This window comes from Mucilaginibacter sp. AK015 (assembly GCF_014200785.1).
Lineage (GTDB): Bacteria > Bacteroidota > Bacteroidia > Sphingobacteriales > Sphingobacteriaceae > Mucilaginibacter.
The window spans coordinates 1,694,073-1,708,274 of sequence record NZ_JACHCV010000001.1 but is presented as its reverse complement, the minus strand read 5'-3'; the positions used below and the strand labels follow the sequence as shown (position 1 = coordinate 1,708,274).

At 46.7% G+C, this 14,202-nt stretch carries 16 protein-coding genes; 9 read left to right on the top strand and 7 right to left on the bottom strand.

Annotation, left to right across the window (positions count from 1 at the left end):
* Positions 1-28: 28 nt before the first annotated feature.
* The 5 genes from HDC91_RS07510 to HDC91_RS07490 all read left to right on the top strand — a co-directional run bounded on the left by HDC91_RS07510 (position 29) and on the right by HDC91_RS07490 (position 3,866).
* A complete protein-coding gene (locus HDC91_RS07510) occupies positions 29-1,096 on the top strand; it encodes a M20 family metallo-hydrolase (RefSeq protein WP_183550041.1) in 1,068 nt (355 codons plus the stop codon).
* 37 nt (positions 1,097-1,133) lie between these two features.
* Positions 1,134-1,484: a four helix bundle protein gene (locus HDC91_RS07505; RefSeq protein ID WP_183550038.1), complete on the top strand. Its 351-nt coding sequence runs from the start codon at positions 1,134-1,136 to the stop codon at positions 1,482-1,484.
* A 42-nt stretch (positions 1,485-1,526) separates the two neighbouring features.
* Positions 1,527-2,861: an argininosuccinate lyase gene (gene argH / locus HDC91_RS07500; RefSeq protein WP_183550035.1), complete on the top strand. Its 1,335-nt coding sequence runs from the start codon at positions 1,527-1,529 to the stop codon at positions 2,859-2,861.
* Between the two features lie 94 nt (positions 2,862-2,955).
* The gene (locus HDC91_RS07495) at positions 2,956-3,156 is read left to right on the top strand and encodes a YwbE family protein (RefSeq protein WP_183550032.1); all 201 of its coding nucleotides are present in this window, start codon (positions 2,956-2,958) and stop codon (positions 3,154-3,156) included.
* Positions 3,157-3,176: 20 nt separating this feature from the next.
* Positions 3,177-3,866, top strand: coding sequence for a DUF1345 domain-containing protein (locus HDC91_RS07490; protein WP_183550029.1), 690 nt, complete (start codon positions 3,177-3,179; stop codon positions 3,864-3,866).
* Between the two features lie 37 nt (positions 3,867-3,903).
* Here HDC91_RS07490 and HDC91_RS07485 read toward each other — a convergent pair whose 3' ends face one another.
* Positions 3,904-5,205, bottom strand: a complete 1,302-nt coding sequence (locus HDC91_RS07485) for an MFS transporter (RefSeq protein WP_183550026.1) — start codon at positions 5,203-5,205, stop codon at positions 3,904-3,906.
* Positions 5,206-5,299: 94 nt separating this feature from the next.
* Here HDC91_RS07485 and HDC91_RS07480 point away from each other — a divergent pair, with 94 nt between their 5' ends.
* Both HDC91_RS07480 and HDC91_RS07475 read left to right on the top strand, forming a co-directional pair.
* Positions 5,300-6,586: a DUF2851 family protein gene (locus HDC91_RS07480; RefSeq protein WP_183550023.1), complete on the top strand. Its 1,287-nt coding sequence runs from the start codon at positions 5,300-5,302 to the stop codon at positions 6,584-6,586.
* Position 6,587: 1 nt separating this feature from the next.
* The gene (locus HDC91_RS07475; protein ID WP_162431466.1) at positions 6,588-6,809 is read left to right on the top strand and encodes a PspC domain-containing protein; all 222 of its coding nucleotides are present in this window, start codon (positions 6,588-6,590) and stop codon (positions 6,807-6,809) included.
* Between the two features lie 146 nt (positions 6,810-6,955).
* Here HDC91_RS07475 and HDC91_RS07470 read toward each other — a convergent pair whose 3' ends face one another.
* The 3 genes from HDC91_RS07470 to HDC91_RS07460 form a co-directional block, all read right to left on the bottom strand.
* Complete coding sequence (locus HDC91_RS07470; RefSeq protein ID WP_183550020.1) at positions 6,956-7,873, bottom strand: DUF72 domain-containing protein; 918 nt, start codon at positions 7,871-7,873, stop codon at positions 6,956-6,958.
* A 141-nt stretch (positions 7,874-8,014) separates the two neighbouring features.
* Entirely contained in the window at positions 8,015-8,776 is a 762-nt protein-coding gene (locus tag HDC91_RS07465) for an SDR family oxidoreductase (RefSeq protein ID WP_183550017.1), read from the bottom strand.
* 194 nt (positions 8,777-8,970) lie between these two features.
* Positions 8,971-9,363 carry an AraC family transcriptional regulator gene (locus tag HDC91_RS07460; RefSeq protein ID WP_183550014.1) on the bottom strand — a complete coding sequence of 131 codons (393 nt, stop codon included), beginning with the start codon at positions 9,361-9,363 and terminating at the stop codon, positions 8,971-8,973.
* Positions 9,364-9,502: 139 nt separating this feature from the next.
* Here HDC91_RS07460 and HDC91_RS07455 point away from each other — a divergent pair, with 139 nt between their 5' ends.
* Together HDC91_RS07455 and HDC91_RS07450 are read left to right on the top strand one after the other, a co-directional pair.
* A complete protein-coding gene (locus HDC91_RS07455) occupies positions 9,503-9,895 on the top strand; it encodes a hypothetical protein (protein ID WP_183550011.1) in 393 nt (130 codons plus the stop codon).
* A gap of 2 nt (positions 9,896-9,897) precedes the next feature.
* Positions 9,898-11,052: a hypothetical protein gene (locus tag HDC91_RS07450; protein WP_183550009.1), complete on the top strand. Its 1,155-nt coding sequence runs from the start codon at positions 9,898-9,900 to the stop codon at positions 11,050-11,052.
* A gap of 253 nt (positions 11,053-11,305) precedes the next feature.
* On the opposite strand, the gene HDC91_RS07445 is transcribed toward HDC91_RS07450, so the two are convergent.
* The 3 genes from HDC91_RS07445 to HDC91_RS07435 all read right to left on the bottom strand — a co-directional run bounded on the left by HDC91_RS07445 (position 11,306) and on the right by HDC91_RS07435 (position 14,190).
* Positions 11,306-11,551: a hypothetical protein gene (locus HDC91_RS07445; RefSeq protein WP_183550006.1), complete on the bottom strand. Its 246-nt coding sequence runs from the start codon at positions 11,549-11,551 to the stop codon at positions 11,306-11,308.
* Positions 11,552-12,004: 453 nt separating this feature from the next.
* Complete coding sequence (locus HDC91_RS07440) at positions 12,005-13,621, bottom strand: amidase (protein WP_183550003.1); 1,617 nt, start codon at positions 13,619-13,621, stop codon at positions 12,005-12,007.
* A gap of 53 nt (positions 13,622-13,674) precedes the next feature.
* The gene (locus HDC91_RS07435) at positions 13,675-14,190 is read right to left on the bottom strand and encodes a hypothetical protein (RefSeq protein WP_183550000.1); all 516 of its coding nucleotides are present in this window, start codon (positions 14,188-14,190) and stop codon (positions 13,675-13,677) included.
* Positions 14,191-14,202 lie beyond the last annotated feature (12 nt).

The following is a 14,202-nucleotide window of genomic DNA, read 5'->3' as shown; positions in this document are numbered from 1 at the left end:
TTCAACATCGGGAATATTCCCGCTACATATGGCCGATATAACCACATTGTCGCAAGTGGCTTTACAACTGCTGCAGCAACTCATTTCTATACCATCTTTCAGCAAAGAAGAAGACCGTACCGCCGACCTGATAGACCAGGTATTGCAGCAGCATGGTATTGAAACGCATCGTAGAAAAAATAACATTTGGGCGTACAACAAATATTACGATGCTGCTAAACCCACCATCCTGCTCAACTCGCACCATGATACGGTTAAACCCAACAGCGGCTACACCCGCGACCCATACGACGCCAAAATAGAAGACGATAAATTATATGGCCTGGGCAGTAACGACGCCGGCGGCTGCCTGGTATCGCTAATTGCTGTATTTCTGTATTACTATGAGCAGGAAAATTTAAAATACAATTTTTGCTTAGCCGCTACCGCCGAAGAAGAGATCTCGGGCGTTAACGGGCTGGAACTGATCATCCCTGAACTTGGCCCGCTTGATTTTGGTATAGTAGGCGAACCTACACTGATGCACCTGGCCATTGCCGAACGCGGCCTGATGGTATTGGATTGCACTGCCCACGGCAAAGCAGGCCACGCCGCCCGCGAGGAAGGCGAAAATGCTATTTACAAAGCGCTTGCTGATATCGAGTGGTTCCGCAGCTATAAATTTCCGAAGGAATCGGAACTGTTTGGGCCGGTAAAAATGTCGGTGACCATTATCAACGCCGGTTCGCAGCATAATGTAGTGCCCGCAAGCTGCACCTTTACCGTTGATGTAAGGGTAACCGATGCCTACCGGAATGAGGAGGTGCTGGAGATCATCCGCCAGCATGTAAGCTGCGATGTAAAACCGCGTAGCATCCGCTTAAAACCGTCGTCAATAGATAAAAACCACACGTTTGTTCAGGCTGGTGTTGCATTAGGCCGTAAAACATACGGCTCGCCCACCACATCAGACCAAGCCCTGCTGGATATTTCGTCCATTAAAATAGGCCCCGGTGACTCGGCCCGTTCCCACATGGCCGATGAATTTATCTATGTAGATGAAATAAGCGAAGGGATAGAAATGTATATTGAAATGCTAAATACTATATTATTTTAGATTTACGAATTACGATTTTAGATTCATTTAACACACTGTGAATAAACAGGAACTGCTTTCGAGAACCAAACAATATTCAATTGCAAATGCAAGATTAGTGCTTAGTATTCCCGTAAATATTGTTAACCGAAATTATTGCGATCAACTTGCGCGCAGCGCCAGTTCCACTGGTGCAAATTACCGGGCGGCCTGCAGGGCAAAGTCAAAAGCAGATTTTATTAACAAATTGAAAATTGTAGAAGAAGAACTTGATGAAAGCATGTTCTTCCTGGAGCTTTTGGTAGAACTTAATCCGGAGCTAAAAGAAAAAATTACACCGATCTATAAAGAAGCGAATGAACTTCTTTCTATTATTGTATCATCAATTAATACATCCCGCGGAAATTGAAATTTGTCAAATCTAAAATCGTAAATCTAAAATCGTAAATCCATGACGAAGCTTTGGCAAAAAACCACCAATGTTGATAAGCTGGTAGAAAATTTTACTGTTGGCCGCGACCGCGAGCTGGACAGGCAAATGGCCGCTTTTGACGTGCTTGGCTCCCTTGCACATACAAAAATGCTGGAATCCATCGGACTGATGGATGCTGCCGACCTGATGCTGGTGCAGCAGGAACTTAAAAACCTGTATACCGAGATAGCAAACAATAATTTTGAGATAGAACCGGATGTGGAGGATGTGCATTCACAGGTTGAGATGCTGCTTACGCGTCGTATTGGCGACGCCGGTAAAAAGATCCACAGCGGCAGGTCGCGCAACGATCAAGTGCTCGTTGACCTGAAACTGTTTTTTCGCCACCAATTACAGCAGGTGGTTGCCGAAACCGATACTTTATTTCGCCAGTTGATACAGCTGAGCGAACAACATAAAGATGTGCTTTTGCCGGGTTATACCCACTTGCAGGTGGCTATGCCATCATCTTTCGGGCTCTGGTTTGGCGCTTACGCCGAGGGCTTGGTCGACGACCTGGAAATGGTTTTAGCCGCCTGGAAGATCACCAATAAAAACCCACTGGGATCGGCCGCGGGTTACGGCTCATCGTTTCCGCTTAACCGCACGATGACCACCAAACTGCTCGGCTTTGAAAGCCTGAACCATAACGTAGTTTACGCCCAAATGGGTCGTGGCAAAACCGAGCGTGTTATAGCGCAGGCGTTATCTTCAATAGCGGCAACGTTGGCCAAAATGGCTATGGACCAATGCTTGTACCTGAGCCAAAACTTCGCTTTTGTAAGCTATCCCGAAAACCTTACCACCGGCAGCAGCATTATGCCGCATAAGAAAAACCCGGACGTTTGGGAGATCATGCGTGGTAAATGTAACCGCCTGCAGGCCCTGCCCAACGATGTGGCACTAATGACGACCAACCTGCCATCCGGCTATCATCGCGAACTGCAGTTGTTAAAAGAGCTATTGTTCCCGGCGTTTACCGACCTGATTGATTGCCTGCAAATGGCAACGTTTATGCTGCAGAACATCACTGTAAACAAAAATATCCTTGACGACCCTAAGTATGCTTACCTGTTCAGCGTGGAAGAAGTAAATAAATCGGTACTGAATGGCACTCCGTTTCGCGATGCGTATAAACAGATAGGGCTGGATATCGAACAAGATAATTTTAACCCCGAAAAAACGGTTAACCACACCCACGAGGGCAGCATAGGCAATCTGCAAAACCAGCAGATAACCGAATCGATGGATAAAGTGATCGGTAGTTTTGACTTTAAAAAGGTTGAGGATGCGATTAGCTGGTTGGTGAAGTAAGAGAGTCAGAAAAGACCGTATGTCCGTAAGTCAGAAAAGACGGAGGACTTATTAATGAATTTAATCTTTCGGACTTTCGGACTAATAAAATAACATGCACGGACGTAACAGAACAAACATATACCCAGGACTTGAAGTAGATATCATCCTGAAAAAGGACCAGCGCAGCGGGAAGCTTACACGCGGCGTGGTGAAAGACCTGCTTACCAGCGCCTCTTACCACTCGCGTGGTATAAAGGTGCGGCTGGAAGACGGGCAGGTGGGCCGTGTGGCAGCGATAGTAGAGGAAGATTAAATTAGTTCATAGACTACAATATGCAACGTGTAACCCAACCTAAAAAGAATCTGCTGCTTCGCCTGGATGCGCATTACAAGCTTTATTTAGCGCTAATCATAGGGGCGGTTACATTCTTTTTTGTCAGGCATAATCCATCAATACCTGCGGTAACCCTCACAACATGGATTGGTATTGCATCAAGCATTATTATATTGGATTGGGTAACCATCATATGGGCTCACCCAAAAGATATCCGCAAAACTGCCAGCCTGGAAGATAGCAGCCGGGTAATGATATTTGTTTTTGTGATGGCCGCCTCGCTGGTGAGTTTAATAGCGATATACCTGTTGTTAAAATCAACCAAAGGCCAATCTGACCAAACTGTTACCAGCTATATTATACTGGCAATGGCAGCTGTGGTAGTTTCCTGGTGGATGGTGCACACGGTTTTTACCATGCGTTACGCTCATTTATATTATAACACCGATGATGGCAAAAAAACACCTTTAGGCGGCCTGGATTTTCCGGGCGAAGACAAAGACCCGGACTACCTTGATTTTGTATACTTTTCTTTTGTAGTAGGTATGACCTTCCAGGTATCCGACGTCGAAATATCTTCTAAACACATCCGTCGGTTGGCGTGGGGGCATGGCCTTATTTCCTTCGCGTTCAATACAACTATTGTTGCATTAAGCATTAACGTGATCTCGGGGCTGGTATCGAAATAAGAGCCTCTCCCCAGTCATCTCCGGAGGAGGGCGAATTTTAATCCTCTATCTTCGAATGCTTCTGGGTATCATTCATAGTAGTATAAACCACAAGCGATACAACGATACACCCGGTAACGTACCAGTAAAACCAGTTCTCGTGGCCGTATTTTTTGAACTCTAAGGCCAGCCACTCGGCCGAGCCGCCAAATACGGAAACTGCTATGGCATACGGAAAGCCAACTCCCAACGCCCGGATATGCGCAGGGAAAAGTTCGGCCTTAACTACAGCGTTAATAGCAGTATAATTACTTACAATAAGCAATGCAAACATAATTAATGCAAAGGCTACCCAAAAGTTATGGGTTTGGCTTAGGTAAATAAATATGGGTACGGTGGTAACTGTACCTAAAACGCCAAAAGTTTTTAGCATAGGTTTGCGGCCTATCCTGTCGGATATATAACCATAGAGTGGCTGTATCAGCATAAAAACAAAAAGGGTTAGGCTGGATATGAGTGTAGCATCGTTCTTACTGAAACCGTTAGTGTTCACCAAAAACTTTTGCATATAAGTAGTAAACGTGTAAAACGCAACTGTACCGCCCATGGTAAGGCCAATAACGGTTAATACCGCCCGGGGATGTCCGGCCAGCGCTTTTAAGCTACCCCGCAAATTGTTGTCAACAGCTTCCTTCTTATCTAATGCAACAGATTCTTGTAAACTGCGCCTTAAATACATCACTATGATGGCCAGCATAGCGCCAATAGCGAACGGGATGCGCCATCCCCAGGCATGCAGTTGCGCCTCGGTCAGGAAAATACGCTGCAGCAGTATCAATACGGCAAGTGCAAGCAGTTGCCCCATTATCAGCGTAACATATTGAAAGCTCGAGTAAAACCCGCGGTCTTTTTTGGTGGCCATTTCGCTGAGGTAAGTAGCGCTGGTGCCGTACTCGCCGCCTACGCTCAAGCCCTGTATAATGCGGGCCAGCACAAGCAGTATCGGCGCGGCGATGCCGATGTGTTCGTAATCGGGCGTAATGGCGATGATCAGCGAACCTGCGCTCATCAGTAAAACCGAAAAGGTAAGCGCAGTTTTACGTCCGCGTTTATCAGCAAAGGTGCCCATCAGCCAGCCGCCTATGGGCCGCATTAAAAAACCAATGGCAAAAATGCCTGCGGTGTTCAGCAACTGTACCGTAAGGTTCCCCTTTGGGAAGAACGAACCCGCAAAATAAAGTGAAAATGCGGAGTAAACGTACCAATCGTACCATTCGACCAAATTCCCCAGAGATCCGCCCACTATTGACCATAAGCGGGTTTGGGTAGTTTGCGGGAAGGGGGTGGGATTGGTGTCCATGTGATTGGTTTTGGTGCAAGATAAAATTAATTATGGGTAAGATTTGACAACTTTTAAAAGTTGTCAAATCTCGTTTTCTTAATTATATTGCTTAATGCTTTTCACCGAAGACTTTTTGCACTACATCTGGAAGTTCCGCTTGTTCGACCGTATCGACCTGCGCACAACCGAGGGTGAAGAGTTAGAGGTATATTCGTCGGGTTTGCATAATACCCATGCCGGGCCCGATTTTCAGAACGCCCGTATCCGTATAGGGCAAGCTACCTGGGCAGGGAACGCGGAATTGCACCTTTCCTCGTCAGACTGGCAACGGCATGGGCATACAACAGATAACGCATACGATAATGTAATTTTGCACGTGGTTTATCGTGATGACGAACCGTTGATAAGGGCCGACGGCCGTAAGGTGCCTACCCTTGAACTTAAAGATCGTATATCGCCGGATTTGTATAACCGGTATCACAATCTTGTTTTTGGTACGCAGACGGTTATCCCTTGCGAAGCAAGTATTGCCAGTGTAGATGGCCTTACCATGCAAAACTGGCTAACACGGATATTGGTTGAGCGGCTGGAAAAACGTTCAGAGTCGGTTATTGCCGCGCTTGAAATAAACCGCGGCGACTGGGAGGAAACCTTTTACCAGTTCCTGGCGGCAAATTTCGGGTTTAAAACCAACGCCCTGCCATTTGAGTTGATGGCAAGATCGCTGCCGCAAAGTATCCTCGCCAAAAATAAAAACAACGCCATGCAGATAGAAGCCCTGATATTTGGGCAGGCAGGTTTTTTAACTGGAAATTTGGAGGACGAGTATCCGCGAAAGTTGAAACAGGAATACGAGTATTTGGCTAAAAAGTACACGTTGCAGCCCATCGAAAATCACCTTTGGAAGTTTTTAAGGATGCGGCCTCAAAACTTCCCCACCATCAGGCTGGCGCAGTTTGCCGCTTTGGTGGTAAAATCGAACCACCTCTTCTCAAAAGTGCTGGAAATAAAGGATGTTAAAAACCTGCGCGAACTGTTCACTGATATCGGCGTAAATCCATATTGGGAAACACACTACCGCTTCGATAAGGAATCGGCACCGGCAAGTAAGGGCCTGGGGGCGGCATCTATTGACACGATATTGCTCAACACCGTCGTATTGTTCTTGTTTAGCTATGGGCGGCACATGAAATTGCAGCATTTTGTAAGCCGGGCACTAAAATTGCTTGAGAATTTACCTGCAGAGCAAAACAATATTACGGCAGATTTTGCTAACTTAGGGGTGAGAATTGATAATGCCTTTGAGTCGCAGGCGCTGCTGGAGTTAAAAAATACGTATTGCGATTATAAGAAATGCCTGCAATGCGGCGTTGGTATTAAAGTGTTAAGACCAAATTGATATGTTACAACGGATAATCACCTTTTTTGAGCGCTACTCGTTTGGGGTATGCACCTACCTGGGCGAGCGTTTTAATATTTCGATCAGCAAGATCAGGCTTTTCTTTATCTATTCGTCGTTTTTGGCGGTGGGATTCCCGCTGATATTTTATTTCTTTGCGGGCATAGTACTCGATATCCGGAACTATATCAAACGCAGCCGTACGCGCGCCGTAGACATGTGATCTCTTGAAAAAACTCGACTTTTTTCCGGTAAAATCTTAAAAAATTACAGCCTTTTATTGATAAAACGGTTTCCATTTTTAGGCCAGGTATTTTCGCCAAAAACACGCTCGCATCTCCCTGACGCAGTCAGCGGGTGAGCGACGATCTATCCAAACAAGCCCTTGTCCCGGTCAATAAATTGGGGGCGCTGCATTTGCATATCCAGCGTTTGGTTTAGCTTGTCAATCACGTAATCACATAGCTCCGGCGAGTAGCGCTCATCGTGCTGGTGCATAAAAAACCATACCGACTGCAATCCCTGCTCTTTCCATTCGGCAATGCGTTCTACCCATTCGTCGCAGCGGGCATAATCAGTAGGGTGCAGGCTGTTGCCCACAAAACGTATAAAGGCATGCGGCGTGGGCAGCATCATGTGCAGGCAATCGCGGCGGCCGCTGGCATCGGTTATTATAGAGCCTATGTTCAACCGTTTAAAAAGGTTAAAAGCGGCATCGCGGTTTTCGGGTACGGCAAACCAGTCTTTGTGGCGCAGTTCAACAAATACAGGCACATCGGTGGGCAGCTGCTCAAGGTAGGCGGTTAGCTCCGGTAAGCTTTTGGGTGTGAAGTTGTCGCTCAACTGCAAAAACAGCGGGCCAAGCTTATCGCCGAAGGCCATAACACCCTCGTAGTATTGGGTGGTAACATCCTCAGCGTTTTTAAGCCTGCGGATGTGGCTGATGCTTTGCGAAAACTTGGGGCAAAATTTAAAATTTGGGTTTACATCTGCTTTTTGTTTCCATTTGGTGATGGTTTCGGGGCCGTATGTTTGATAAAAAGTTGCGTTAAGTTCAATGCAGTTAAAATGCTTTACGTATTCATCTAAAAAGTTGGCGTCCTTGGTTTTAGGCGGGTAAATTTTGCCCACCCATTCTTTACGGCCCCATTTGGCACAGCCCACATGCACCTGAAGCGGCTGACTTTTATCAGCTGCGGCCAGGGTTTCGCGGGTAAAGGCCGGGTCGGGCGGCAGGGTAAAATCTACAAGGGGCAGTTCATGATCGGTTACGCGGCCAAATTCCATATCGATAATTTTTGGTGAGCAAGTTAAGTATTAATATCATCGCCATAAATATTGGTTTAACAAAAAAACGGCGATCCAAATTGTTCGCCGTTTATGAATTAAAGCCCACTAATATCCAATTAACCAATCGCTGATCTCCGCTTACAGGAACATCCCGCCCGAAGCTTCGATCCTTTGCGCGTTTATCCAGCGGGCATCTTCAGTGCATAAAAACGCGATTACGCCGCCAATATCATCCGGCTGGCCGGGGCGCCCAAGTGCGGTAATCGAGGATATGAACTCGTGCATTTTAGGATGGCTTTCAAACGCCTTTTTGGTAAAATCCGTCTCTACGATGCCGGGCGCAACCAGGTTGGCGGCAATGCCCCGGCTGCCCAGTTCCTTCGCCAGGTATTTGGTAAACACCTCTATAGCGCCTTTCATTGATGCATAAGCCGCGTAACCCGGTGTGGCAAACCGTGTAAGCCCGGTGGATAGGTTGATGATGCGCCCACCATCGGCAATGGTGTTAAGCAATGTTTGTGTTAAAAAGTAAACGCCTTTAAAGTGAACGTTAAACAGGTTATCAAAATCCTCTTCGGTGGTTTGGGCAAACGGCGACGCGGCATCGATACCGGCGTTGTTTACCAAAAAATCAAAAGTGTCCCGGTCCCATTTTTGCTGCAGGGTATCGGTCAGCTGCTGCTTAAAGGCATCAAACGTTTTTATTTTTGATGTGTCGAGCTGCAGGGCAGCGGCGTTTTGTCCTGCCAGCGCTACCTGGTTCACTACCTCGTCCGCTTCCTCTTTTTTGGTGCGGTAGGTAACAATAACATCTATGCCTTTGCCGGCTATTTTTAAAGCGGTGTTTTTACCAAGGCCCCTGCTGCCGCCCGTTATCAGTGCAATTTTTTGTGTGCTCATTTTGTTGTGTGTTTTAATACATTACAAAGTTGCACCCAAAACGTTGCTAAAAAATGGTGACAGTTACAGAATAAATGGTGACAGTTACAGTATTTTAACGAGTAAGGTTAGAATACGTCAATTTTGGGGGAGCGATAACGACGTAGCCAACATGCGTATCGAAGATTGCCACGCTACGCTCGCAATGACGTTGTTTACAGACGCACCGGTTCAGACAACACCCGTTCCCGGTATTCTTTCGGCGTTACGCCTTCAAAGCGCTTGAAAAACTTGGTGAAGTTTGAAGCATCGAACGTAAGTTTAAAAGCTATTTGTTTTATGGGGATATTTTGTTGCAGCATAGTTTTGGCAAGGTCCATTATCCGGCTTTCAAAATACCAGCAGGGCGGTTTACCTGTGGTGAGCTTTATGGTATTGGTGAGGTGGGTGGGGTGTATGTGTAGCAGTTCGGCAAAATCCCTTATCTCCAGCATTTCGGTGGTGCGGTCATGCATAATATCGTCCAAATGCTTATCAAGTTCCCGCACGTAGTCGGCAAATATTTCGTACCGGCGGGCCAATATTTTCTTTGGGATGGGAGTTGGCATATGTAAAAGTAAGTATTTTATCAGCAATCAATAACTGAATGATAATAGGGGGAAAACACCCTGTTTTTTTCAGTCCAGTAATCAGTAACTTTAGGTATAACCTTAAACACATCAATTATCACATTTAATACTTCACAAAATGAGCACTTATCAAACGGGAAGCGGCGCCGGGCAAATAAGCCTGGCTGCAGACATCACTACTGTAGGGCTGGCTGCTTCAAGGGCAATCACTATCGATCTTAACTCTCAGGAACCCGGCAAACCGGTAGCGCATTCTGATAATGCTACAGGCGATATAGCGCAGCAGCAGATAGGACAGGCCGGGCAACTGCGCGGCCTTAGGGTTTCAATTGTTACCAAAGTAGAATTCTGGGGTAGCGCAGACCAACGCAAGGCGCAGTACGAAGCGCTATCTGCAACGTACACTTTAGATGGTGGCAGCGCAGGAGCAAAAACGTATAACGACCCCAAAATTACAGTGGACGAAGGTTACAATGTGGCAATACTTTCTAAAAATATTGATATGATATAATTATGAAAAGATACCTGCTTACCTGCGTATTATTAACAGCTGCTTTAACGGTTTGCGCACAGGACGAAGGCATAAAGCTAAAAGACCTTGCTGTGCCAAATTCACCGGCTTTTATACTTACCGATATTACGCCCACACTTGTACAAACGCCAAATACTCCAAAGAAATTTATATTGGGGGTTGCCCAGTCGTTTGGTAACGCATCTTCGGGTTTCCCTGATAACTACTCGGCAGAGTTTGCACCCTATTGGTTTCTAAACGGAAGCAAACAAAACGTGTATTCGGCACTTGGCCTGCAAACACGGGTAAATGATGAGGGGAAGCTTATCCCCGGATATAAAGAAGATGTTTTTTCGGGGTTGAAATTTACGAGCATATCCATCGCTTTTATTAATAAGGACCTGATACCCGATGGTACCGACCAGGCACACAAAGTATTTGCTATCGGCTTAAAAACAACTATCATAAAGGTGCAGCAGTCGGGCTCGGCAGGAAAAATGCTTAATAAAATAAAAAAATGGCATGCAGATGCCCTGGCCGATATCGCGAAGTACCAGGACGCATTGGCCCGCGATAAGCCACAATCATTTGTAGATAGCCTGGTAAAAGCCATTGCGCTGCGAAAGGCTAATGATAGCCTTGACCTGTCTAAACAGATAAATGACTATATACAGGAGAAGCCAAAATTTTCATGGGATGTGGCCGGCGCGTATGCTACCTATGGCATAGGCGATGCCGACTGGCAGCCCGGCCGCAGCGGAGTATGGACAACCGTGTCCACTTATTTACCACTGGCATCGGCCACAGGCGGGCCTTCAAAAAATTATTTTAATATGAATGTTTCGGCACGTTCGCTTTGGGATAATTATACCAAAAACGATGCGGGATTGATTGTTAAAAGCTCAGCCTTTGACATTGGTGGTAAAGCCGGGCTCGATTTTGACGGGTTTTCGATGGGGGTGGAATCGTTATACCGCCATATTAACGGAAAGGCCGGAAACGAGAACAGAACCGTAGGTGTGCTAAGCTATAAAATAGCCGATAGTGTATACCTCATGGGGGCGTTTGGCAAAAACTTCCAGTCGCAAAGCAAATCAATAGCTTTATTTGGTATAAACTGGGGCCTTGGCAATGAAAAGGTTGATATAAGTAAGTAAGGTGTTGGTGGACGAAAAGTTTTTCAGTTCTTCGTTAGGATAAGTGCGGTGTTGTATGATGCGTTAGCGGATGTACTTTTTCTTTTTACTCAAAAGAAAAAGTACCAAAAAGAAAAGTCGCGGCTGCGTCCTGCTCTGTGAAAGTTAGTGCTTTATCAATGCCTGTGCTACCCGAACAGGCCAATGCCGCATGTTTGGCGGCGTTAGGGTAGTGCTTTCCTGGCGGCTGACTTTTCTATCGAAGATTGCCACGCTATCGCTCGCAATGACGGTTTATGTTTTCTGTCGTCAGCAAAGCAGCTTCGGGCGAAAGCGGGCAGAACGATGGTGGCCTTGAGCGGGGCAAGGGCATAGCAATACTTGCCTGAAGCGCATGGCTATGTGCGAATGAAGTAGGGGCAAGATTTTGCAGCCCGTGGTTCTGCCCGCTTTGCAGGGTAAAGGCCTTGTGCGCAAAGAAGCCTTTTTGCTGACTTGATTTTTGGTTACTTTGTATCAAGACAAAGTAACAGCCTTCCGCGGCAATTGAGCGGACTAACGGCCGATAAAGCACGGGCCTGTTCTCCGTTAAGAATGGCAGTGAGGAGTATGAATCGTCAGTGGATGTACTTTTTCTTTTCTCTCGAAAGAAAAAGTACCAAAAAGAAAAATCGCGGCTGCGTTCTGCTCTGTGAAAGTTAGTGCTTTATCAATGCCTGTGCTACCCGAACAGGCCAATGCCGCATTTTGCGGTGTCGTTAAGGCAGTGGGGGGCTTATCGCTCTGACCCATCGAGGATTGCCACGCTACGCTCGCAATGACGTGTCGGTGGGGAGTTGTAGGGGGGGTGTGATTCAAGTCAAAAGAAGTAGCCCTCCTCGGCAATGAGCGGGTCTATCATTCATCAACGCACAAGCCAGGGGGCGTGTACCACACATTACATGCAAAGTAACCCAATAACAATCCACGATAACTATACAAACAGGTCCGGTTTAAACTTTGGCGGTGTACGCCTCTTTGACGCCTGCTCATAAGCATACGCAAGGCTTATTAATTTCCCTTCGCTCCAGGCGCTACCTACAAACGACAAGCCCATGGGCAAGTCGTGCCAGGCACCCATTGGTACCGTAATATGCGGATAGCCCGCCATAGCAGCCGGGCCCGAAAAAGAGAACCCGTTATCATAATCGCCATTGATCAGGTCAATACATACGGCAAAGCCATTGGTAGGTGCTATCAGTGCATCCAGTTTGTTTTCCTGAAGCAAGCCGTCAATACCCTGCCTGCTGTATTTAGTGGTTTTGCCCACCGCGTCAAGGTATTCTTTGCTGTTCAGGTCGCCTTTTGTTTGGGCAAATTCGGCCGTTTCCTGCTTAAAAAATGGCATGGCTTTATCCTCATTTTTCTTGTTAAAATCGATAACATCAGCCAAAGTCTTAACCTTTGAACCGGCTTTGCTTAAATACTTGTTAAGGCCATCTTTAAACTCATAAAGCAATACCGTAAATTCCGACCCTTCAATGGGTTTTAAACGGGTATCCAGGTCAACCTCTAAAATTTCTGCGCCTTGTTTTTTCAGTGTCGCAATTGCCTCCTGAAGCAGCCTGTTTGTAGATGCAGGCAGCTTTTCAATTTTAACCAGCCCAAGCCGCTTGCCTTTTAAGCCATTAATATCAAGGTATCTGCTGTAATCTTTTTCGGGTTTACTTTTAATAGTGGCGTCATCGGCCGTATCAATGCCGGTAAGCGCGCCCAGTAATATAGCCGCATCTTTTACGGTGCGCGCCATGGGGCCGGCTGTATCCTGTGTTTTTGATATGGGGATGATGCCGCTGCGGCTCCATAAGCCTACGGTTGGCTTAATGCCTACCAGCCCGTTTACGGACGATGGCGAAACGATAGACCCATCAGTTTCTGTACCAATGGCTATTGCACAAAGGTTGGCCGCGGTTGCCGCGCCCGAACCGGCGCTTGAGCCACTCGGGTTCCTATCCAGTACGTAAGGATTTTTGGTTTGCAGGCCACGGCTGCTCCAGCCGCTGGTTGAACGTGACGAGCGGAAATTCGCCCACTCGCTCAGGTTGGTCTTTCCTAACAGCACGGCGCCTGCTTCGCGTAGCTTATGTACAATAAAGGCATCCTGTTTGGCAAAATTGTCGCTTAAAGCCAGCGAGCCGGCCGTGGTATGCATATTATCGCCGGTATCAATATTATCCTTTATCAGCACCGGGATGCCATGCAGCGGGCCGCGCAGCTTGCCAGCCTTGCGTTCCTTGTCCATATTATCAGCCATGTCCAGCGCGCTTTTGTTCAGCTCTATCACCGAATTGATCTTTGGCCCCGCCTTATCTATAGCATCTATTCTTTTTAGGTACAGTTCGGTAATACTGCGCGAGGTGTGCGTGCCGTCGGCCATCTTTTTTTGCAGATCGGCGATGGTGGCTTCGTTCAGCTCAAAATCATCGTTAAAAGCATTATTTTCTGCCGGAACCTGTGCCTTATCAGCAGGTTGGCTGCATGATGCCGCGCCGATGGTGGCCAGGCCAATGCCCGCCAGGGCGCCTGATCGTAAAAAGTTTCTTCGTTGCATTGTTTAGTACCGTTTAACAGTACAATTAACAAAATAATTAGCTGGTTTTAAAGCTAATCTGCAAAGAACATCGGTTTACCCGACGATGGTATCACTAACTCGTCGTTATAATCGGGCAGTAGTTTGTGTAAAACCTCGCCGGGCATATTCCCCACATCCATAAATGTCCAGCTTTTGCCTTTATCATCGCTGATAGCTAACAGGTACGACTGCGTAACATAATGCCCGTTAAACATTTGTAGCGTAATGGTTTCGGGCAGCAGGCAATGTATCTGGGTGCCAGCATTATAAAACGGTCCCGGCGAACCTATCGAGCCGTTAAACTGCATAACACCTTGTTTTTTTAATCCGTCTATCCGCTCAATCATCAACTTTTGCATGGCTTCGCGGCCGCCGGATAGTTCAACCAGTTTTGGATAGGTAAGATCAATAACCGTTTTATAATCGCCTTTGAAGGTAGCCCTGGCCAGTCTGTCGGCCTGTCTTTTAAGTAATGCCGTATCCTGCGCAACACCAGCAAACGGGATAATAAACAGCAAAATGCCGTATAGCTTATTAAAAAAGGACATCAGCATTAAACC

What these genes read in the sequence shown, in the direction of transcription:
- HDC91_RS07510 (WP_183550041.1), top strand. Translation starts at nt 29, where the DNA reads ATGGCCGATATAACCACATTGTCGCAAGTGGCTTTACAACTGCTGCAG.
- argH (WP_183550035.1), top strand. Translation starts at nt 1,527, where the DNA reads ATGACGAAGCTTTGGCAAAAAACCACCAATGTTGATAAGCTGGTAGAA.
- HDC91_RS07495 (WP_183550032.1), top strand. Translation starts at nt 2,956, where the DNA reads ATGCACGGACGTAACAGAACAAACATATACCCAGGACTTGAAGTAGAT.
- HDC91_RS07490 (WP_183550029.1), top strand. Translation starts at nt 3,177, where the DNA reads ATGCAACGTGTAACCCAACCTAAAAAGAATCTGCTGCTTCGCCTGGAT.
- HDC91_RS07485 (WP_183550026.1), bottom strand. Translation starts at nt 5,205, where the DNA reads ATGGACACCAATCCCACCCCCTTCCCGCAAACTACCCAAACCCGCTTA.
- HDC91_RS07480 (WP_183550023.1), top strand. Translation starts at nt 5,300, where the DNA reads ATGCTTTTCACCGAAGACTTTTTGCACTACATCTGGAAGTTCCGCTTG.
- HDC91_RS07475 (WP_162431466.1), top strand. Translation starts at nt 6,588, where the DNA reads ATGTTACAACGGATAATCACCTTTTTTGAGCGCTACTCGTTTGGGGTA.
- HDC91_RS07470 (WP_183550020.1), bottom strand. Translation starts at nt 7,873, where the DNA reads ATGGAATTTGGCCGCGTAACCGATCATGAACTGCCCCTTGTAGATTTT.
- HDC91_RS07465 (WP_183550017.1), bottom strand. Translation starts at nt 8,776, where the DNA reads ATGAGCACACAAAAAATTGCACTGATAACGGGCGGCAGCAGGGGCCTT.
- HDC91_RS07460 (WP_183550014.1), bottom strand. Translation starts at nt 9,363, where the DNA reads ATGCCAACTCCCATCCCAAAGAAAATATTGGCCCGCCGGTACGAAATA.
- HDC91_RS07455 (WP_183550011.1), top strand. Translation starts at nt 9,503, where the DNA reads ATGAGCACTTATCAAACGGGAAGCGGCGCCGGGCAAATAAGCCTGGCT.
- HDC91_RS07450 (WP_183550009.1), top strand. Translation starts at nt 9,898, where the DNA reads ATGAAAAGATACCTGCTTACCTGCGTATTATTAACAGCTGCTTTAACG.
- HDC91_RS07440 (WP_183550003.1), bottom strand. Translation starts at nt 13,621, where the DNA reads ATGCAACGAAGAAACTTTTTACGATCAGGCGCCCTGGCGGGCATTGGC.
- HDC91_RS07435 (WP_183550000.1), bottom strand. Translation starts at nt 14,190, where the DNA reads ATGTCCTTTTTTAATAAGCTATACGGCATTTTGCTGTTTATTATCCCG.